This is a genomic window from Listeria costaricensis, from assembly GCF_900183385.1.
Taxonomy (GTDB): Bacteria; Bacillota; Bacilli; order Lactobacillales; family Listeriaceae; genus Listeria; species Listeria costaricensis.
The window spans coordinates 59,235-80,940 of the sequence record NZ_FXUT01000027.1; the positions used below are offsets into that span (position 1 = coordinate 59,235).

General features: G+C 37.7%; 15 protein-coding genes. 11 read left to right on the forward strand and 4 right to left on the reverse strand.

The annotated features are described in order from the left end of the window. Positions 1-63 precede the first annotated feature (63 nt). From CS921_RS14695 to CS921_RS14745, 11 genes are all read left to right on the forward strand, one after another. Positions 64-2,196, forward strand: a complete 2,133-nt coding sequence (locus CS921_RS14695; RefSeq protein ID WP_099225198.1) for a CDP-glycerol glycerophosphotransferase family protein — start codon at positions 64-66, stop codon at positions 2,194-2,196. After that, entirely contained in the window at positions 2,189-4,981 is a 2,793-nt protein-coding gene (locus tag CS921_RS14700; RefSeq protein WP_099225200.1) for a bifunctional glycosyltransferase/CDP-glycerol:glycerophosphate glycerophosphotransferase, read from the forward strand. Before CS921_RS14695 ends, CS921_RS14700 begins: the two co-directional genes overlap by 8 nt. A 610-nt stretch (positions 4,982-5,591) precedes the next feature. Continuing rightward, the gene (locus tag CS921_RS14705) at positions 5,592-6,803 is read left to right on the forward strand and encodes a CDP-glycerol glycerophosphotransferase family protein (RefSeq protein WP_099225202.1); all 1,212 of its coding nucleotides are present in this window, start codon (positions 5,592-5,594) and stop codon (positions 6,801-6,803) included. Next, a complete protein-coding gene (gene tagD, locus CS921_RS14710; RefSeq protein WP_099225204.1) occupies positions 6,772-7,146 on the forward strand; it encodes a glycerol-3-phosphate cytidylyltransferase in 375 nt (124 codons plus the stop codon). Before CS921_RS14705 ends, tagD begins: the two co-directional genes overlap by 32 nt. 331 nt (positions 7,147-7,477) lie before the next feature. Further along, entirely contained in the window at positions 7,478-8,224 is a 747-nt protein-coding gene (locus CS921_RS14715) for an ABC transporter ATP-binding protein (RefSeq protein WP_099225206.1), read from the forward strand. Between the two features lie 14 nt (positions 8,225-8,238). Beyond that, positions 8,239-9,849: an ABC transporter permease gene (locus CS921_RS14720; protein ID WP_099225208.1), complete on the forward strand. Its 1,611-nt coding sequence runs from the start codon at positions 8,239-8,241 to the stop codon at positions 9,847-9,849. A 110-nt stretch (positions 9,850-9,959) separates the two neighbouring features. Next, on the forward strand, positions 9,960-11,678 hold the full coding sequence (locus tag CS921_RS14725) for a hypothetical protein (RefSeq protein WP_099225210.1): 1,719 nt from the start codon (positions 9,960-9,962) through the stop codon (positions 11,676-11,678). 118 nt (positions 11,679-11,796) lie between these two features. Next, on the forward strand, positions 11,797-13,176 hold the full coding sequence (locus CS921_RS14730) for a sigma-54 interaction domain-containing protein (protein WP_099225212.1): 1,380 nt from the start codon (positions 11,797-11,799) through the stop codon (positions 13,174-13,176). 205 nt (positions 13,177-13,381) lie between these two features. After that, entirely contained in the window at positions 13,382-14,965 is a 1,584-nt protein-coding gene (locus CS921_RS14735; protein ID WP_099225214.1) for an acyl CoA:acetate/3-ketoacid CoA transferase, read from the forward strand. Then, positions 14,962-16,191, forward strand: coding sequence for an L-lactate MFS transporter (locus CS921_RS14740; RefSeq protein ID WP_099225216.1), 1,230 nt, complete (start codon positions 14,962-14,964; stop codon positions 16,189-16,191). The genes CS921_RS14735 and CS921_RS14740 overlap by 4 nt, the downstream gene beginning before the upstream one ends. Positions 16,192-16,203: 12 nt before the next feature. Beyond that, positions 16,204-17,133, forward strand: coding sequence for a nitronate monooxygenase (locus tag CS921_RS14745; RefSeq protein ID WP_099225218.1), 930 nt, complete (start codon positions 16,204-16,206; stop codon positions 17,131-17,133). An 844-nt stretch (positions 17,134-17,977) separates the two neighbouring features. Here CS921_RS14745 and CS921_RS15805 read toward each other — a convergent pair. The 4 genes from CS921_RS15805 to CS921_RS14755 form a co-directional block, all read right to left on the reverse strand. Continuing rightward, entirely contained in the window at positions 17,978-18,103 is a 126-nt protein-coding gene (locus tag CS921_RS15805; RefSeq protein ID WP_276108489.1) for a hypothetical protein, read from the reverse strand. Positions 18,104-18,200: 97 nt separating this feature from the next. Further along, complete coding sequence (locus tag CS921_RS14750; RefSeq protein WP_099225220.1) at positions 18,201-20,432, reverse strand: S8 family peptidase; 2,232 nt, start codon at positions 20,430-20,432, stop codon at positions 18,201-18,203. 1 nt (position 20,433) lies between these two features. Then, complete coding sequence (locus tag CS921_RS15750; RefSeq protein ID WP_240422383.1) at positions 20,434-20,667, reverse strand: hypothetical protein; 234 nt, start codon at positions 20,665-20,667, stop codon at positions 20,434-20,436. A 15-nt stretch (positions 20,668-20,682) separates the two neighbouring features. Beyond that, a complete protein-coding gene (locus tag CS921_RS14755; RefSeq protein ID WP_240422384.1) occupies positions 20,683-21,474 on the reverse strand; it encodes an ATP-binding protein in 792 nt (263 codons plus the stop codon). Positions 21,475-21,706 lie beyond the last annotated feature (232 nt).

Below are 21,706 nucleotides of genomic sequence, written 5' to 3' on the forward strand. Positions count from 1 at the left end.
ATTTTAGATTTAGAAAAAGTAAGAAGAGCAATAAAGATTACAAGCAGTTGGAGGATTTCCGGTGTGCAAAAAATATTGATAGCAGATAAAATCGAAAGCTGCGAAAAAAAGGTAAGGATCATCTTCAAACGTAGTCGAAAAGATGATTTTCGCAGATGGACACCTGTGATTAAAAAGCGAAAAGAAGCGTTACTACATGAACTGCCCTTTCAATATAAGCAGATAAAGAATAAGGTTTTTTTTGATTTGTCTGTAACAGACTATGAGGCTGTTTTTCTTTCATATGGTCGCTATGATTTATATTTTAAAGATAACCAAACTGGCGAAATTTATCGATTATCTATTCAAAAACAGGAAAATAGAGAAAAAGAAGCACGTTATTTTTCCGTCTTTCAATTAACTTCTACAAGTTTTGGTGTGAGTTATTTAACATTAACATTCCAGCTAAGTTTTTATATTCATACAAAAGAAAGTGTTTTAGCAGATAGATATGAAATGGAAGCATTTTTACAAAAAATTAGTAGAAAAAATCATAAACTGAGGATGATTTTTAGAATTGAAGCTGGAAAACGGAATTTTTCTGTTCAGGGTATTGTTTTTAAGCATCGAAAAGGGCAGGAGGAGATTCAGTTAAAAATAATCAATCAGAAAGGGGAAGAGGGCAGATTTTACGCGGAATTGGAAACTTCGAAATATGAATGGAAATGTTTTTATTGGGATGCATTTATTGAAGTGAAAGTAGCAGAACAGACTATTTTTCTACGGGTTAAGAACCACAAACTTATAAATAAATTAAAGCTGCAATATTTCTCTAAGCGGTATGAAGAACAGATGGAAAAACAATTCTTTGTGACTCCTTATATTACTACTGCAGAACAGTTTAGTATAAGCTATCGTACTAAGAGTGAATATGAATTTCCTGTGTACAAGTGGCGAGAAGCTATTGCGTATTTATTATATTTTCTTACAGGATGGTTTTTCTCTTTTTTTAAAATTTGGTTGATTCATGAAAAATTTTCGGAGACTGCCCAAGACAATGCATTTGCATTCTTTAAATATTGTTATACGAATCATTATGATAAAAAAGTATACTATGTAATGAAAAAAGATTCACCTGATGCAGTTTTAACAAAACCGTATAAAAAAAGAGTTGTGCAGTTCATGAGTATAAAGCATCTGTTCCTTTTACTAATTGCGAGGAGAATCGTTTCCTCAGAAGCGAAAGGACACGGGTATGCTTGGCGAGCCTCCCAAGGATTTATTTATCCAGTATTGCTTCAAAAACCATATGTTTTCTTGCAACACGGTGTATTAGGATTAAAGAAAATCGATACAATTTTTAAAGTACACGGTATCAACCACGCTGATTTATTTGTTGCATCTTTTGAGTTTGAAAAAGAAATTATTAAGAAATATTTGGGATATGCCGATAAGAATATTATTGTTACAGGTTTGGCTCGATGGGACGAGCTGCTGAAGCGTGATAAAACTTGTGAGGGGCAAGAGATATTATGCATGCCAACTTGGCGAAAATGGTTGGAAGAAGTGAATGAGGAACAATTTTTAGCTTCAGATTACTACAAAATTTATAGCCATTTAATTAATTCATCAGCCTTGTATCAAGTATTGAAAAAAAATAACATCAAATTAAATTTTTATTTACATCCGAAGTTTATTGAATATGCGAATTTATTTCAATCAGATAACGCATATGTACGTATCCTATCTTTTGGAGAAGAAGAATTGGGACAGCTAATCAAAAATGCGCAGATGCTGATTACGGATTATTCGAGCGTGGCCTGGGAGTTTTTGCATATTGAAAAGCCTACTCTATTTTTTCAATTTGACATAGAAAGGTATTTATGTGAACAAGGTAGCTATTTAGACATGAAAAAAGATTTATTTGGTTTGATTGCTTATGATGAAGCAGCGTTAATTGCAAATCTTGAAGAAATGATTAATCAAGATTTTAAATATAGCCCTGTTTCAACATCTCAAAAAGAAAAGCCTACTTGCTTGAAAAATAACCAGCATTGTCAGCAAATATTTGATGCGATCAATGAGCTGGAAAAAACAGAGAAATGGCACTTACTAGCTTACGGGCGATTAAAAAGAAATCCGATTGCTCGAACCTTATGGACAAAAATTAAATCGAATAAGTTAATTATAGCGAAAAAGAGGATGGAAAATGATTAAAAACAAAAGGTACTTGCATAAAAAAATTTCGGCACAAAAAGAAAAAAATGAAAGTAAACAAGTTGTTCCGATGACACCAATTAGGCAAAAAGAAAATAAGTTCAAATTATCAATTATTATGGCTGTTTATAATGTTGAAGATTATATTGAGGAAGCCATCGATAGTTTGCTTAATCAATCCGTAAACTTTATTTACAATGTGCAATTGATTTTAGTGAATGATGGATCAGAGGATAGCAGTGGGAAAATTGCTGATGAATATGCGCGGAAATATCCTGCCAATATTATGTCCATTGATAAAAAAAACGGGGGTGTAAGTTCTGCTAGAAATAAAGGTCTTGAATTTGCACAAGGTGAGTATGTCAATTTTATGGATCCGGATGATAAGCTAAAGGAAGATGCCTTAGAAAGACTGTTTTTATTTATTCGAAAAAATCCAGATATTAATGTTATTGCTTTTCCATTGTTTTTTTTCGAAGCTAAAACAGGCGGGCACATGCTGAATTATAAGTTTGATAGAGAGCGGATAGTAGATATAGAAAAACAACATAAAGACATTATTATGTCGCTTGGGGCCACCATAATAAAGCGGGAAAAATTTGAAAATAGAGAGCTGTTAGAAGGTAAAAAATATGGGGAAGATAATCAAATTCTTACAGAAATCGTAATGGAGGATAAAAAATACGGAATTGTTCCAGAGGCTAAATACCTGTATCGAAGAAGATATAAAAATAACTCAGCTTTGCAGGAGTCAACGGATGATGTAGATTACTTTATTACATATTTAGAAGAGGAAATGGTGTATAAGATTAATAAATATAAGGATAGTAATGGGCGACTTCCTTTATATATTCAATATATCATCATGTATGATTTACAGTGGCGCTTAAAATATCAAGAAAAACCAGCTATTCTTAAGAAAAATGGCTTAAGTGATAAATATCAATTACAAGTATATCAAATCATGCAATTTATTGATGATAAGATCATTCTTGAACAAAAGCATTTGAACTGGTATCAGAAGCACGCTTTAGTAAAATTCAAGTATACAGGGTGTTTTCCAGATTACAGAAATACCTATTACTTAACAAAAGCGAAAAAGAATGACTTAGCACTAATTAATTTTACTGGAGATGAACTATACCTACTTTCAAAAATAACTGCTGATATCGATATTATAGAATATGACAAAGGTTCAAAAACATTTCATATAATGGGGAGCATAGGAACATTGTTTCCATATGAAACGATGGAAATTTACTTAAAAAATGAAAAAAACAAGAAAATAGTTGCGACAAGAATTAGCTATCCGAATGATGACGCATATATATTGGGAGATTGTATCCATGAGTTTTATGGGTTTGAATTTTTTGTAAATGAGTCATTTTTGAGGGACTCGACAAGAATTAAAATGTTTATCAAATGTGAAAATCAAGCGAGAAGATTAAGCCTGAAATTTAGAGGTCAGTCCACGAAATTTAGCAATCAATTTGATGGGTTATATATAGCCACTGCAAGTAGGTTCATATCGTATAGTAAGAAAACAAGAGAGTTCTATGTGAAGCCCAAAACTTTATTAGCAGTCATAAAAAATGAAAGAATTCTTTGCAAGGAATTACAAAAGCTAATGCCAAAGCGAGAAGCAAAAAAAATTATCTCTAGAAGACTAAAACTAAGGTATAAGAAGGGGATAACAAAATCTAAGGTCAATATTTTTTTAGATCGCATTGATAAAGCTGATGATAGTGCGGAAGTTCTTTACAGATACTTTGAAGAGCAAAAAGCTGGTAAGAATTATTTTATACTAACTCAAGATGCAGCGGATATTGATAGGCTGAAGCAGGAGAATTTTAGGATTGTTCACTATAAATCCGCGGAGCATTTTGAATTGCTCTATACAGCTGACAATCTTATATCCTCCCATGCAGATCGATTTATTTATAATCCATTTGGCGATATAAATGATTATTACAAGGATTTAAAAGAGTTTAACTACGTTTTTTTACAGCATGGAATCATAACGTCTGATTTATCAGGTTGGCTGAAAAAATCGGATAAAAACTTTTCAACTTTTGTTACTGCTTCCAAGTATGAGCAACAATCAATTTTGAAGGGGAATTATCAGTATAGTGAGAACGAGGTGGTATTAACAGGACTTCCAAGATATGATCGCTTACAAACGGTATCGGGGAGAGAAAAAAATATACTAATAATGCCAACTTGGCGAAAAAATATTGTAAAAGGCTTTGATGCAAAGACAAATTCAATTCCGTATGCCGAGGATTTTAAAAATAGTGAGTACTATAAAGTTTGGGACCATTTATTATCAAGTCAAAAAGTTAAAGACATTTTATCGGAAAATGGTTATAAACTTGTTTTTGTTCCTCATCCTTCTATTAGGCAGCAACTGTGTGATTTTCATGTGGAGCCAGAGAATGTAGCAGGATATAAAGAAAGATATGTAGATTTGTTTAATTCGGCGGCCTTGCTAATCACGGATTATTCGTCAGTAGCTTTCGATTTTGCTTATATGAAAAAGCCTATTTTATATTATCAATTTGATCAAGGTAACTGGGGAAATTCAGAAGGTTATTTTGATTATGTCCATCATGGATTTGGTGATGTTGTTACTTTGGAAGAAGAGTTGATTCAAAAAGTAGAGCAGATTCTTCTAAGTGACGTAAAGATGGAACTATTTTATCAGGAGAGGGTAGAGAATTTTTTTGCTTATGTTGATACGAATAACTCAAAAAGGCTTCTTGATAATATAATTGAGAAAGGATAAGTAAGTAAAGTGGAAATACAGTTTCAGCTGATTTCCGCTTTTTTGCACCTTTTAGAATTTGAGCGTTTGATTGACATAAAGTTGGTTATAAAATGGTGTATAAATGAGTGGAGATAGCTACAATATTTTATTTATAGATGAGAAAATTATGAATAACGAGAGCGCTCTTCTTGTATTGTATCTAAAAAAACCATTGAAATGTAGTGGATAGTATGATTGTGAAAGGTAAAATCAAAAGAAACAAAATTGATATTTTATAATATGACATTTGTTTAGCCGACAAAGTGATTGAATGCTATATGAAGATCTTGAAATTATAGCGTAAAGTATATTTCTTTATTTTTAGTGCTTAATGACAGTTTATAATGAAATAATTATTATATGCTTTTGAACTGTAAAAGGTACAAAAGTAAAACGAAAAAATATGTTTAAAACGTGTAAAATGTAATTTGTAGCCAAAGTTTTTTAAAATAATAATTTGTTATCAAAAAATATAAAAGTAATTAAATTTACATTTATGATCATTTTAGAGTGAATTAATGAAAAACATGGAATAAGAAAAATTCATAACGGGGATGTAATCTGCTTAATAGGAAGGACAAAACAAGCGATGAAAGTATTTATAGCTCAGATTATTTTGAAATGTTTAGGGATACTACCTAAAAAGGATATTATTGTTTTTGAGAGTTTTTTTGGAAAGCAGTATAGTGATAATCCTAAGGCGATTTACACGTATTTGAAGGAGTCATCAGAAAATCCTTATGAACTTATCTGGTGTGTAAAAAGTGGTTTTGAAAGTGAATTTGAGAAAGCGGGCATTTCATATGTAATTCGAGGAACAATTAGGTGGCTTTTTTTGATGGGAAGAGCAAAGTATTGGGTGAATAATACGCGTATGCCTAGTTGGATGTATAAAAGTCCAAAGACAGTTTATTTACAAACATGGCACGGTACGCCGCTAAAAAAATTAGGCCTGGATATTAATGAAGTGAGGATGCCAGGAGTATCTACAGAGTTTTATAAAGATAATTTCGTTAATGAAGCAAAGAAGTGGGATTATTTGATATCGCAAAATATTTATGCAACAAATATTTTTGAACGTGCATTTGAGATAGAACGCCAAAAGATATTAGAGGTCGGATATCCGAGAAATGAAGAACTAACACATGTTACTGCGACTGAGATAAAATATTTAAAGGAAAAGTTACAATTACCAAAAGGCAAAAAGATAATTCTCTATGCGCCAACTTGGCGAGATGATCAAAATTTTCGAAGTGGACAGTACAAAGCAATAATGCCTTTTGATTTAGAACGCTTGCATAATGCTTTACAAGACGAGTATATCATTTTGATTAAATGGCATTATCTGATACATGATACAGTTCGGATTCCTGAGAAATACAAGAACTTTATCATCAAAGCACCACAGCACATCAGTATCAATGCGGTGTTTAAGGTGAGTGATATGCTGATTACGGATTATTCATCTGTTGTCTTTGATTATGCTAATTTAGCGAGAAAAATTATTTTTTATATACCAGATTACAAAATTTATAAAGAAGAAACACGCGGCTTATATGTTTCGATTCGTGAGGTCTTTAAAGGGCTTTGTGCGGAAACGACAACGGAGTTAATTCAAAAAATCACAGAAGATGGGGGAGCTACTGAAGAATTCTTGTCGGCATTCTGCCATTTAGATGCACAAAATCCCACTGCACAAGTAGTCAATCAAGTGTTTGAATTTCAATCGTATCAATCATGGAAAGAAAAAGAATGGGGGAATGATCACAATGAAGAAAGTCATCACGTATGGAACATTTGACTTGTTGCATTGGGAACATATTCAACTACTAAAGAAAGCCAAAGAACTTGGCGATCATCTGACTGTAGCAATTTCAACAGATGAATTTAACGAATTAAAGCATAAAAGTTCTTATCACAGTTATAAAAACCGGAAGAGTGTACTAGAAGCAATTCGTTATGTGGATGAAGTTATTCCAGAAAATTGCTGGGAACAAAAAAAGGAAGATATCTTGAAAAATAATATTGATGTATTTGTTATGGGAAATAGTTGGAAAGGTGAATTTGATTTCTTGAAAGAGTATTGTGATGTTATTTACCTAAATAGTACGGAAGAAATTTCCACGACGATGATAAAGGGATAATTGGCTGAATCTTAATGAATCCAGTTTGCAACTTATAAAAGACGATAGAGGATATGATAAGAATAGATGGCTCTAAACCAGATTAACAGAGGAAAATTTTACGACAACGCTAGCTCAATAGACGATTGGGATAGAGTTGTCGTATTTTAATGTAATCCAGTAAGGAAAAGTAGCATATTTCAGAATGGCATAAATTTTTTCCTGTATTTTTATTCACATGTTATAATGAAAGAGAATTAAATCTAAAAAGTTGTTGTAAAAATAGAAAAATTTATAAGATGGCATTTCTAAATATCTATCTTATCAAAAAATACAGGGAGGGGTTCATAAAATGATAGAATTTCGCAATGTTCAAAAAGTTTATGGGGAGAAAATGGCGTTGAAGGATTTGACGTTAGAGATTCCTGGGGGTGGGATTTTTGGCTTTCTGGGGCATAATGGTGCGGGGAAATCGACGACTATTAAAAGTCTGGTTAGTATTATTGAGCCGACTGCTGGAGAAATCTATGTGGATGGACAGTCATTAGGGGAAAATCGGCTCGCTATTAAGAAAAAGATTGGCTATGTGCCGGATACGCCGGACATGTTCTTGCAACTTACGGCTAATGAGTATTGGAGCTTGGTTGCGTCCGCCTATCAGTTGACCGAAGAGGAGATGAATCGCGAGCTCACACGGTTGACGAATCTGTTCGACATCCAGGGGCAGGGCGGCAATGTGCTGGAAGGCTTTTCGCATGGGATGCGCCAAAAGGTTATTTTGATTGGGGCGCTGCTTTCTGATCCCGACATCTGGGTGCTGGATGAGCCTATGCAGGGGCTTGATCCGCAGGCTTCCTTCGATTTGAAAGAGCTGATGAAGGAGCATGCTGCAAAAGGGAAAACGGTGATCTTCTCTACGCATATTTTAGATACGGCGCAACAGCTGTGCGATCAGTTGGCTATTTTGAAAAAGGGTGAATTGATTTATAACGGTTCGGTGCAGGATCTGTTGGCAACTTCTGACGGGGAGTCGCTTGAAACGATTTACCTGCGAATGGCTGGGCGCAATGCTGGAGTTGCTGTGGATGAAGTGGTGTAAAGGGGGCGTGGCAGGTGAGTACTAATAGACAAATTCTCGAGTTGTTTAAAATCAATCTACTTTATGCCAACCCGCAAGTAACTGAAAAACATCGCAAAAAAGGGAAAAATAGTGCCAGCATTTATAAATCAATTCTTTGGCAGTATGTTTTTCTGGGCGTCTTATTTATTGTTTTATATGGCGCGACGATGAGTGCAATTAATTTTGTTGAATATCCGGGTTTCTTTACGTTTTATAATGCGATGTTTTTTGTACTAGGCTTTTCTCAGGCGGTTTCGATTATGTTCAATGTTTTTTATAACAGCAAGGACATTAAGGATTACTTGCCGCTGCCTTTTAAACAAAGTAGTGTCTTTATTGCCAAGTTTTTGATTGTGGGGCTGGCGGTTGTTCCGTTTTTGCTGCCTGTAATGGCCTTGTATTTATTAACGGCAATTCGCGGGCCGTTACCGCTTCTTGTGGGGATTGTTTGGAGTTTACTTATTTTTGTGTTGTTTGCGCTGCTTAGTTTGGGTGTCAGCATTCTGATCATTTCCGCTTTGACACGGACAAAAATTTTCGATCGGTATAAAAATATCGTGACGACTGCGCTGCTTCTTATTCCAACGATTGGCATGGTTGTTGGGATCATGTATATCAACCAAAAACAAGCAAGTTTTACATTTGGAGAGGTGGCGATACCAGATCAGACCGTTCTGCCACCGTTTTTACCGTTTCATCAACTCTTGATCGAGCCGCTCAGTTTGAATGGGGTGCTTAGTCTGATTGTAATCTTGGCACTACTCGTTCTATTATTTTTACTGGTGAAACAATGGGTGATTCCGGGTATGTACCAGTTTTCTACGGGGGGCGGTGCAGCATCTCGTTCTGGTCGAAAAGCGCGGACTTCTGGGAAATCTGCTAAGCCTACTAGCTTGGATCGGAAGCTCTTACATTACAATCTTGGGCTGATCAAAAATCCGACTTTGCTGATGCAGACGATTACAACGGTGTTTATGATGCCGCTTATTTTTCTGTTTCCATTCGCATTCGGCAGTGGGATGACGCTTTCGGGGATCTCGAATATTTTTTGGATTGCGACGTTTCTTGGTGGAATCATCTTTGCTCTTTTCACATTGAACGGCAATTCGATTGCAGGGGTCATTATTTCACTCGATGGCGAAAATTATCATTACTTTAAGTCGCTGCCGCTTGATTTCAAGCATTATTTAAAAGTGAAGTTTCGTTTTGCTTTTCTGATTCAGCTTGTGCTCACTTCGATTGTGCTGCTGATTACTGGCTTTGTGCTGCATCTTCCCTGGCTGTTGAGCATGAGTCTATTAGCGGGAAATCTGTTGGGAACTTTCCTAGGCAGTGAATATTATTATTTCCGCGATTTCCGTTTGCTGACACTGAACTGGACGGCCATTTCGCAGCTATTCAATCGAGGTGGCGGCAGTTTTGCGATTGTGCTACTGCTTTTCTGCCTGTTGATTGTGGGTGTGGCGAGTGTTGGGATTACGGTAGCCATGCTGATGCTTCTGCCATTTCCGAAGCTGATTGGTGGGATCATTTTTGGGCTTGTACTGCTCGGCTGCTTTTTCGTGCAGCTTTATTATCAGAAAAATTATTGGAAAAGGCTGTGAAAATAGAGTGGAAATCTGGTTGCAACTGGATTTCCGCTTTTTTTAGTGGATTTTATTCCTATTGGAAGATTTGTTATAATCTGTATAGAGAAGAGGGAGGCTGCAACAAGATGGACATATGGACGATCTTAGGAATTGAACCAACAAAAGAGAAAAGACAAATCAAGAAAGCTTATGCTGAAAAATTGAAGCAAGTACGAGATGAAGATCCCGATGAATTTCAGCGGCTGAGGCAAGCCTTCGATGAGGCACTTGCTATCGTTGAAGGTGTAGAAAATTCTGCGAACTCATTTGATTTTGCCAATGAATTATTTGTTAAAAATGAGTTGCTTTCTGAACAATGGCTGGATGGACAAATTGATTTAACCATTTTTGATGGGCAAAATGAAACGTTAGCCTTTCAAAGATGGCGAAAAATGCTACTTGAAACAGAAGAGAACTATTGGCTGCTTCTAGATCCGATATTTTGGGAGAATCTAACGGGTATTAGTTATGAATTTGATTTTAAAGAATTTCAGCAAAGTCAGCGTCTAATTTGTTTGTTTTTAGCTGATAATTTTCAAGTAATTGATAAAAGGACCATTCGCGCCTTATTTAAACATTATCAGCTGGAAAATGTGATAGCGAATAAAGAAGATTTATTGCTATATAACTTCATTCTGCAAGAAGAAACAATTTATCATGTGCCGAACTTTGAATTTATACGGCATGAAGAGCTTGACGCGCATGAAGCACGTGCTTTTTTTAAGGAGCGCTATGAATTTTACAGTCAGCTTTTTTATCCGGATGAATCGGTGTTTCCTTTTGAGAAGGTTGCGAAAACAGTAGTACGGAAAAATTTTGTGGATGCGGATTTTTACTATCTGATCGTGTTTTATCATTTGCTGAATGTGGAGCGTATTGATGCTGAAGAATTTCGGTCATATTTGGAAAAAGCAAATGCGGCAGCACCAGACAATCAGATGCAGGACTTTTTGGCGCTTTATATGCGAACGGAATCAGTGAAAAAGGTGCAATTGACAGACGATGAGGTGCGGCGAATCAAGCAGATCATCCCAACGTTTTTACCGAATAAATTGTACTTTTTGTATGCCGGTTATCTATTCTTTCGAGCTAAAAAATATGCAGAGGCGCTTGAAATGTGGAATCAGGTATCGAAATTTCATTTTCACTTTATAACGAAGCCATACGTACGATGTGTGAAAAAGATGAAACGGCAGGGAAATATCAAACTTCATGATGAATATCCGCGAATCAGTCAGTTACCGCAGGAAAAAAAGGTTCTTTTTGTTCCAGGAGCAAAGCCAGCTCGTAAAAAGCGTAGGATTATCAGATGGCTTGTTTTTTGTGCAGTGTTCGTATTGCTTATCTATATGGTGAATCTGATGCTTGAACAGCAAAAACTAGAAGAGTATCAGCAAGAAGCAGCAGATGCTCAACAGATAATAGAGAACAAGTTGAGATATGGGGCACAAACAGTAGAAGATACGGTCGAAAATTTCATCGATAATTTTGTCAATGATCCAAGCGGACGTGAAGGTTTCATTAATATGAATGTTGCTGAGGGATATCAGGAGCAATTTTCTACTTTTCCAACTGTTGAATTAAAGGAAATGGATTCTTTATTTTCAGATGTTTATGTGGAATACATGAATAAATCATGGATGGCCTTTATTATAGAGGAGGATCAGGAATATATTTTAGAGTTAGATTCAAACTATATGATTGAACATGTCTGGGGGAAGGGGATGGAGGAGATGGATGATGCAGAGTTTGATAGGCTGAGCAGTGAAATCATCCGAAACTCGATCGACCTTTCCTATAATTAAAGAGTCGCTGCCTGGCCCTTTATTTAACTGTCGCAAAAAAACAAATCCGTCGTGCGGGGTTCCTATGTTATAATGTTTGTGTAATGGTGAGCAAATAAAGTGCAAAGGAATGAAGCAGATGTTTGATTTGATGGATAATTTGATCGGCAACGGTCATCAGCAAGATGCAAATAGTGATATGCCCACGACGCTGTTTGTGACAGATGCAGATGGAAATATTTTGCTTTCGAACACTTTTACTGCACTCACGATCGGCATCTCACTGGAGGAACTTCTGCGCTGCAACGTTAAGGATTTGGTAAAGGCGGGAGCTTATGATGATTCCGCCACACTGGAAGCAATCCGAACGAAGCGCAAGGTGACCAAGGTAATCAATACGAATAAAGGATTCAGCATTCGCTCATGCTCGACGCCGATTTTATATTCAGATGGGACGGTGCATCTGATCGTGACAATGTCAGATGAGAATCAGCCGGAGAGTTTTAAAACTTGGCAGGGGCATCATCTTTCCACGCATGAAGAGATGACGCTGCTGGATGAATTCACGTTGAACGAACAGTCGACCAATATTATCGCGGAAAGCCTTGAAATGAAACGGATTTTGCGGGTCTGTCATCAAGTGGCGCCGTTTGACAGCAAGGTGTTGCTTTACGGGGAATCTGGCACGGGGAAGGAAGTACTGGCGCGCTATCTGCATGAAAAAAGTGAGCGTCAGAATGGCCAATTTATTTCGATCAATTGTGCGGCGATTCCGGCAAATCTGTTTGAATCAGAGCTGTTCGGACATGAAAAAGGCGCCTTTACGGGGGCGGAATTTGAGAAGCCGGGCATGTTGGAGCTCGCAAGTCACGGGACACTCTTTTTAGATGAGATCTCAGAAATGCCACTGGAACTTCAGGCGAAACTTCTGCGAGTGCTGGAATCAGGTGAGTCAAGACGGATCGGAGCGACGAAAGAGACAAAACTGAATTTTCGTCTAGTCTGTGCAACCAACCGCGATTTGAATGAACTGGTGGAACAGGGCAAGTTTCGGCGGGATCTTTATTACCGGATCAATGTGGTGCCAATCTATATTCCGCCACTGCGAGAACGGCCGCTGGATATTATTGCGCTCTCGAAAAGTTTTATTCAGCGATTCAATGAGAAATATCACAAAAATTATCAGCTGAATGGAGAAGAAACGAAGAAACTGATCGCCCACTCTTGGCCGGGCAATGTGCGGGAACTTCGCAATCGGATCGAACGGCTGGTTGTCATGACAGATAGCGGGATGCAAGAGGAGATTAGTGCCGGGGATTTTGCGCTCGAGCTTTACATGGAGCAAAAGGGCTATAAGCAAGATCTCAAAAGCTATCTGGCTGAGGTCGAACGCCACTATATCAGCAAAGTTTTGAATTATAACGACAATAATGTTTCCAAAACAGCCGATCAACTGGGCATCCATCGCTCGGTTCTCTATCGAAAATTAAAAGATGTGAAAGATTTCGGGCAGCAGTGATGCGGCCCGTTTTTTGTTGCAAAAAAAAGACGGACAGCTTGTTATACGATAGAAAAATGTCGCTTTTTAGAGACAGATTAAACGCTTGATCGTGAAAAGGTGAGCAAATGAGCGGTTTTGAAAACTTGGCACGCTTATTGCTAATAAGGAGGGTGGTTAGAAAAAACTAAATTTGTGATCAACTGAACAAAAAGGAGTGTTGAACTTGTCAAAGGTAATTTCGAGCAAAGAAGCAGCAAAACTGATCAAAGACGGCGATACAGTTGCGTTCAGCGGTTTTGGTTTGTCTTGTGTCAACGAAGAGATGGCAATCGCGGTGGAAGAGCGCTATCTTGCTGAACAGGCACCGAAAAATTTGACGGTCATTCATGCAAGTGCATTAGGTGACCGCCGTGAGAAGGGCATGAGCCACTGGGGCCATGCTGGGCTGATTAAACGCTGGATTGGTGGCATTGCGATTGCCTCCCCTAAACTTGCGAAATTGATTGAAGAAGATAAATGTGAAGCTTATAATCTGCCGCAGGGCGTTATCACGCAGCTTTATCGTGAAATTGCGGCAAAACGTCCCGGCGTGATTACGAAAATCGGCTTGGGAACTTTTGTGGATCCGCGTGTAGAAGGTGCAAAAATGTCAGCCTCTACTACGGAAGATATTGTGAAAGTGATCGAACTGGAAGGGGAAGAATGGCTGTTTTATCCGACCTTCCCGATCCAAGTGGCGCTAATCCGTGGAACGGTGGCGGACGAGGCCGGGAACTTGACGCTTGAAAAAGAAGGACTGCATATGGAAGTCTTGCCGATTGCCCAAGCTGTTCGCAACTCTGGCGGCATTGTCATTGCCCAAGTCGAGCAGGTCGCAAAAAACGGAACACTCAATCCGAAAGACGTGCGGGTACCGGGCATCCTGATCGATCATCTGGTTGTTTCCCAACCGGAAAATCATTTCCAAACGGAGAATACGCAGTACAATCCAGCGTTCTCAGGGGCAGTCAAGGTGCCGCTTGAAAGTGTTCCGGCATTGCCGCTCGACGATCGCAAGGTCATTGCTCGGCGGTCAGCTATGGAGCTGGAACCAGCAACAATTTTAAATCTTGGCGTTGGGATACCAGTCAATGTGTCTACTGTAGCAGCCGAAGAAGGCATCAGTGACGAGCTGATCCTAACAACAGAAGCCGGCTCGATCGGTGGAGTTCCGGCGGGACTTGCAGACTTTGGCCATGCCTATAATAGTGAGGCCATTGTCGATCATCATGCCCAGTTTGACTTTTATGATGGCGGCGGTCTGGATCTGTCTGTTCTTGGACTTGCCCAAACTGATGCATCCGGTAACGTCAATGTCAGCAAATTTGGCTCACGTGTAGCAGGTTGTGGCGGCTTTATCAATATTTCCCAATCGGCGAAAAAATTAGTTTTCGCGGGAACATTCACAGCTGGCGGACTTAAAACACAAGTGGCTGACGGCAAGTTGACCATTTTGCAAGAAGGTAAGGCGAAGAAATTTATCCAACAAGTCGAGCAGATCACTTTCAGCGGCAGCTATGCTTCAGAACGTGGCCAAACAGTCCTGTATGTGACTGAACGTGCGGTCTTTGAACTGGAAAATGGCGAGCTGGTATTAACAGAAATCGCGCCAGGTGTCGACCTGCAAAAGGATATTCTAGACCAAATGGACTTTACACCAAAAATCGCGCAAAATCTTCAATTGATGGATGCCGGACTGTTCCAAGAAAAATGGGGCGGCTTGCGGGAAATTATCCAAAATAAACAGAAGGCGGGTGTTTTCGGATGAAGAAAGAAATCAATCGCTGGGCTGTTTTAATCGCTTCAATGGGCGTGCTGCTTTGTACGGGTGCCGTCTATGCTTTTAGTGTTTTTGCCGGGCCGCTGAGCACCACGCAAGGCTGGTCAATGAGTGAGGTCATGATGGCCTTTACGATCAATGCGGCAATCGGGCCAATTCCAACGATTCTTGGCGGGATCATGACAGATAAAGGAAAAGCCACTTGGGCGATTCTGATCGGCGGTCTCTTGTTTGGCGTTGGCTTTATGCTGACTGGTTTTGCTACAACGCCTGCTATGCTTTACTTCACATACGGCATACTGGCAGGGCTTGGGCAAGGATTTGCTTACTCTGGCTGCCTGAGCAATACGATTCGACTATTTCCAGATAAACGCGGTCTTGCCTCTGGGCTGATTACAGCGGGCATGGGCGGCGCGACAATCATTGCGGCTCCTGTTGCCAACTGGCTGATTCAAGGCTCCGGCGTACTGAATGCTTTTAAAGTAATGGGGATTGCCTACATCGTGGTGGTCATCATTTGCAGTCTGTTTATCCGTGTGGCACCGGCTGGCTATGCGCCAAAAGGATTTGTTGCCGCGCAAGGTGGTCAGGCAGCACCTGTTGTGAATGTGCCTTGGACTGGCATGATTCGCACGGTGACGTTTTATCTGATTCTCTTGATGCTTGGAATTGGGGCGTTCTCAGGACTTATGATCGCTTCCAATGCTTCCTTGATCGGTCAAAATATGTTCGGACTTTCGGCCGCAGCTGCAGCGGGCTATGTGAGTATTTATTCACTTAGTAACTGTCTGGGTCGTGTCGTTTGGGGCGCTGTATCAGATCGCCTCGGTCGTGCCAATACCCTGATGATTATTTATGCAGTCATTGCCATCTCGCTATTTGCCCTTGTAGTCTTTGAATCGGTTGCCGGCTTTGCGCTAGGAATTATCGGTTTAGGCCTCTGCTTTGGCGGTACAATGGGCGTGTTCCCACCGCTTGTCATGGGGAACTTTGGACCGAAAAATCAGGGTGTCAACTACGGAATCGTCTTTATCGGCTATTCGACAGCGGCATTCTTCGCACCAAAGCTGGCTGTGCAAATGGCTGGTCAAAATGGCGGCGACTTTACGCAAGCCTTTTATATCGCGATTGTTTTGGCAGCCGTGGGTCTCATTTTAGACATCGTGTACAAATCACGTGAAAAAAGTAAATCTGTTCAAAAAGAATTAGCTTAGGAGGAAATTTTAATGAGTATTACAGAATTATTAGGAATCAAATATCCAATTTTCCAAGGAGCGATGGCACAAATCGCAACTTATGAACTGGCAGCGGCCGTATCGAATGCCGGAGGACTAGGAATTATCGCGTCTGGCGGTCTTTCAGCAGATCAGCTTCGCGAACAAATCCAAAAATGCCGTGAAAAAACGGACAAACCTTTTGCTGTTAATTTGATGCTGATGATGCCAAACTGTCCGGAACTTGTCGACGTGGTTATTGAAGAAGGTGTCCAAGTCGTGACAACCGGTGCCGGAACGCCAAAACCTTTCATGCCGAAGTTCAAAGAAGCGGGCATCAAAGTCATCCCAGTTATTCCATCCGTTAAAATCGCGCTGAAAATGCAAGAAATGGGCGCTGATGCAGTTGTTGCAGAAGGTACAGAAGCAGGTGGTCACGTCGGAGAAACCACAACGATGGCCCTTGTCCGCCAAGTTGCCAAAGCAGTCGACATTCCAGTCGTTGCAGCGGGCGGCATTGCAGACGGTCATGGTGTAGCAGCAGCCTATGCGCTTGGTGCAGTAGGTGTCCAAATCGGCACACTATTCCTTGTAGCAGAAGAATGCCCAGTGCCAGCCAGCTTTAAAGAAGCCGTTCTAAAAGCCACTGACACTTCTACAACAGTGACAGGTCGACGTGGCGGCGCACCAGTTCGCAGCATCAAAAATCCAATGATCGAAAAATATTTGGAACTGGAAAACAACAACGCCACGCGCGATGAGCTGGAAGCATTGACCCTTGGTTCCTTGCGCCGTGCTGTTCATGAGGGCGATGTGGAAAGCGGCTCCGTAATGGCCGGTCAAATTTGTGGCATGCTGACAGAGATCAAACCCGTTCAAACAATGCTTGACGATCTGATGACAGAAGCACGCGAAGTACAATCAGCACTTGTGATTGGTTGATAAATATGCTGTTTTTGAATGTCCCACCTGCCCCAATGTTCTCCCATTTTAAAATTAAGAAAAGGAGAAGGGGCATATGTGAAGGAACTTACTCGAATAGAACGATAATGGGATTGAGAAAGATATCTGGTTGTAGCCACTCTAGTCAGGATTAGCAAAAGATTCGATAGCTTTTTAATCAGTTGTTTTATGTAGTATTTAATTTTCCCAAAATCTGACATTGATTAATACTAGGCTTTGCTTAAGAATCGATAAAATATTTTTAAAATATAATTGATACAGTGCTCCTCATAAAGTTGACGGAGAAAAAATTTATACGGCGACTTTAGCTCGACAGACTGGCTATCTCAGGCGTACTTTAATGTAATTCGATTATAATAAAAAATGAATATAATCCTCAGCATCCGCAATGAATGAAGTGTAATCTGTATACTTATTGAGATAAAGGGAGTGCAAACAATGATCCTAGGATTCATTATTTACACTCCCCTTGTCGATTCCTTTGAGAATCGTGTGATGTATTATACTTTTATTTCTTAATTACACATTTTTCTTGACAAGCCTGAGATAAAAGGGCTCTACTCTCTGTATGTAGTCGCTTGTTTTCTAACTTTAATTAATCAAGTTCAGGAGCTCTACCAGTAACTTTTTACATCCTCGACCATGGTCCTGTAATTCTACTTCCACGTATTCTTGATGTCTTTAAATCCAGCTCATTACCATAAATTTTATATTGGATATTATAAAACTCCCAACATAGTGAACTAGAATTTTTATTTTTCTAGTACCAACTATATTAGGAGTACTTTATTTTACAAGGATTTTCAGGAAAATATTATTTTACTTAATGTTTTTTGTCTTGATGATTTTTTAAAGTTTTTCCAGCTTTGGATTTTGCCGAGTTACTAGTGTTTTTTGAAGAAAGTATTTTACCTGCTTTCCCAACTTTACCTCCACTATGTTTAGTCATGTTTTACCACCTCTTTTCTCAGTTGAAATTTGTGAAACTATATAAAAATGTTATTCACAATATTGAGCGATATTTTTATTATCGTATTTGTATATATTTATTCGAAGTCTATACTTTCATTAGCTGTTTGGTAAATATCAATTCTATTTTCTACATTAATTCTATTTACTAGCCAACCTTTTAAACTACACTGCTGGATGAAGTCATCAATTCTATTGACACCATTAATTTCTTTCAATGTAACTACAACACCAAAACGAATATTTTCGCCATCATTAGCATTTAATCGCTCTTTGGTTTTAATACTCATTCCCCAAAGTCTGTTTTCATATACTTTTTTTGCTTGTGATTTAGGAGTGTATTTTTCACTAATGTGCTTAATATTATCCCATTTTCGAAAAACTTTTCTAGCATCTTCCTCATATAGGTAATGTGTTTCTTCTTCAATACTTTGTTTGTTTTTATTAATGCTATCTAATTTGTCCTTATTATTAATTCGTCCAAAATATATATCCAATTCTGTGTTTGTATAATCTACACCCTGATTTCTTGAACATTTTGGAAAGTAACATAAAGTGGCTTTTGCAACATAAGGATATTTATCATTATGGATGGGAACTGGGAAATTGTAGTTGAAAGTGTCATATTTTTCTGATACTCCAGTTACTAGAAAACGAATTTCATCGTCAGGAGACTGGATTATATCCTCTATTCTGATTGGAACAACGCCATGTCCAATTAAAGATAATTTTTCAAAATTAGAGTTGTTTTGCCAGCCGATAGCAGAGTCAATTAGTAAAGCTTTAGCAATTTCTTTACTTAGTCCTATGATATCAATCAGGTAAGAGAGTTTTCGAGCAATCCATGGTGCAGCATAAGAGGTGCCAGTTACATAAGCTTTACCTAAAGGTTCACAAACTGTCATATAGTTATCAGTAGTCCCCCCATAATAACTAACATCAGGTTTTGTAAAGAAAGAGAGGACTACTCCTTGCCGAGTATAATCAGCGGGTTGTTTATCTAGACTGACAGAGTTTACAATCATTGAATTAATGGAATCTGCTGGTGCACCAATTCTTTTTTCAGGTTCACTGGATTTTTTGTTTGTACCAGCAATTACAAAGATGACATCATTTTCAAACTGGATTTGATCAAGAATAGCAGCTTCCGCAGAAATAAAATTCCTATTCGTTTCTTCGTTAGAACCCAAGGAAAGATTCCAAACACGGATATCTTTATTGCTAGCTATGATTTCTTTAATTGATCGAATAATTGTAAATGAATTGAAGGCTCTTTGAGTAGCTACACCAAAATGTCTAACTTTAAATCTACCACACCCATCGTCTAATAAAGGGTTAATGCTTGGACCGTCTACAATTAATGAACTAACAGCTGTACCATGCCTGTAATCCTCAGGCTCTATGGGGATATGTGGATCAATCATATTATGAAATTCTACCCAGTCACTATAATAAACACGTTCATCAAATAAAGTATCTATAACACCAATTATTGGCTCGTCCTTAGGTTTCGGAATTATTGATGTGTCAGAATGAAAAGTTTCTATAAAATCACTTGGGGCTAGTTCTGTTAAATTTTCTGTAGCCATTGAAATAAGATAGGGGGCTTTTTGTATAAGAATTTCTAAATAGTTTGTATCAAGTAGGATTGTTGTGTCATTAATAATTTGATCATTAAAAATTTTTATACCTAATTTATTCAAAAGTGCTTGGGTATCATTACCAGTGTCATATATAGTTACAATAGAGTTCTTTTTTAAATCAAAATCACTATTCTCAATGTCAAATCTTTCTAAGTAATAAGAATCAACAATTATTTTTCGAAAAGATGATTTTGTAATTCCGTATGATTGAAAATTTATATGATCTAAACTTCCTTTAGGATTGAGAATACTATCATTAATTTTACTACCGAATTCAGCATTCAAAACTTTTAGAGCTTTTTCCCCTTTTGATATAGCTTCTTTTATGGCTTCAATAGGAACGTAATGAGTGATAATGTGTTTTTTCTTTTTCCCAGTTGAAAATTTGGCGCCAACAATAGCCTCGTTAGGAGCTTTTCCTTTGTAAGATAGAAATTCACTAATTCTATTACTTTTAGCAGCAATCTTTATATAATAAGCACTCACTAAACCGCCATTAAAGATAGTTTGTGTACTCCAGAATCTTTCCATTTCAATTAAATCATTGCACAAACTTTCAATTTTTGAACTGGTAACAACTGCTCCTTTAGGTAAATTCGGAACAGGCGGACCGGAGTCACGAGACTTTTGTTCAAATCTTCCTTTTAATTGTAAAATATCATTCATTTTAACCCTCCTTTAGCTCTCTTGAGACTTGGCTTTTAGATATGCCAGTCAATACTTCGATCTCTCTAACAGTAAACCCCATATTCTGAAGCTCTTTTAAGTCGATATTATTAGGATTTTTTACAATATATTTTAGTAACCTTTTTAGATAGTCAAATTCATTTGTTGGATCGCTGAAAGCAAGAGATATTCTAATAATATTTTTCAATTCTCCAGGGCTTGGAATTTCTTTCATATTTCTAATTATTTTTTAGAATAATTTCATATCTCTTCCAGCGTTTTTGAATTTTTTCAAAAGGGAGTTCAACATAATTTCAGCTATTTCTATTAAGTCTTTTCTTTCATATCTATTAAAGTCAATCACAGAATCAAATCTTCTTGTCAATGCTTTATCAAATTTTTCATATAGATTAGTTGTAGCAATTAGAACAACCTCTTCATTAAGCTTGTCTAATTCCTTTAATACAGTAGAGGTGACACGCCCCATTTCTCTTAAATCGTTGGAGTTAACTCTATCAAGAGCTATAGCATCTATTTCATCAAATAATATTAATATTTTTGATGGATGTGTTAAATGATTTATTTCATTAAATACTGAAACTATATTTTTAGCTGTTTGCCCCATTTTACTATCAATTAATTCGCTGAATTCGACCATATATAGCTGTCTATCTAATAATCGTGCGATTTGTTTAACTGACTCTGTTTTCCCAGTGCCAGGAGCACCTTCGAAAAGGAACTTATTTATTCCTATGTGATGGTTTACTGCATTTATGATGCCGCGAATATCTTCTGTTATTGATTCGGGAAGTGGAAGTGGATCATCATTAGGGCCGACTTTTTTGAAGTATAAACTTTCAAATGCCGCACTTTGAGGAATAAAAGTATTTGCAGTAGATAACAAACTCATAATATATTCAGATAGTTGGTGATCACCTATTGAATCGAAATATCGTGCAATTTCTATTGCTTCATTTCTAAATAGGGCATCATTTTTTTCTGAATGATATTTAATTAAATTTAAGACATTCTGTTTCTTCATAATTAAATCACTTCCTTCCTAAATATATTATAGCACAACTTGGGACAAAAACAATATAAATGGGACGAAAATTAAAAAGCTTGTAATGTGATCAAAAGGATTGAGCTAGTACTCAAATAGATAATGCACAAATACTGTTTCTATTTTTAGATAGTTGTGGAAACAAAATAATAAGCTAAACTTCATTTGAAAAGAATTTGATCTTTAGTTATTATTGAAATAATAACAATAT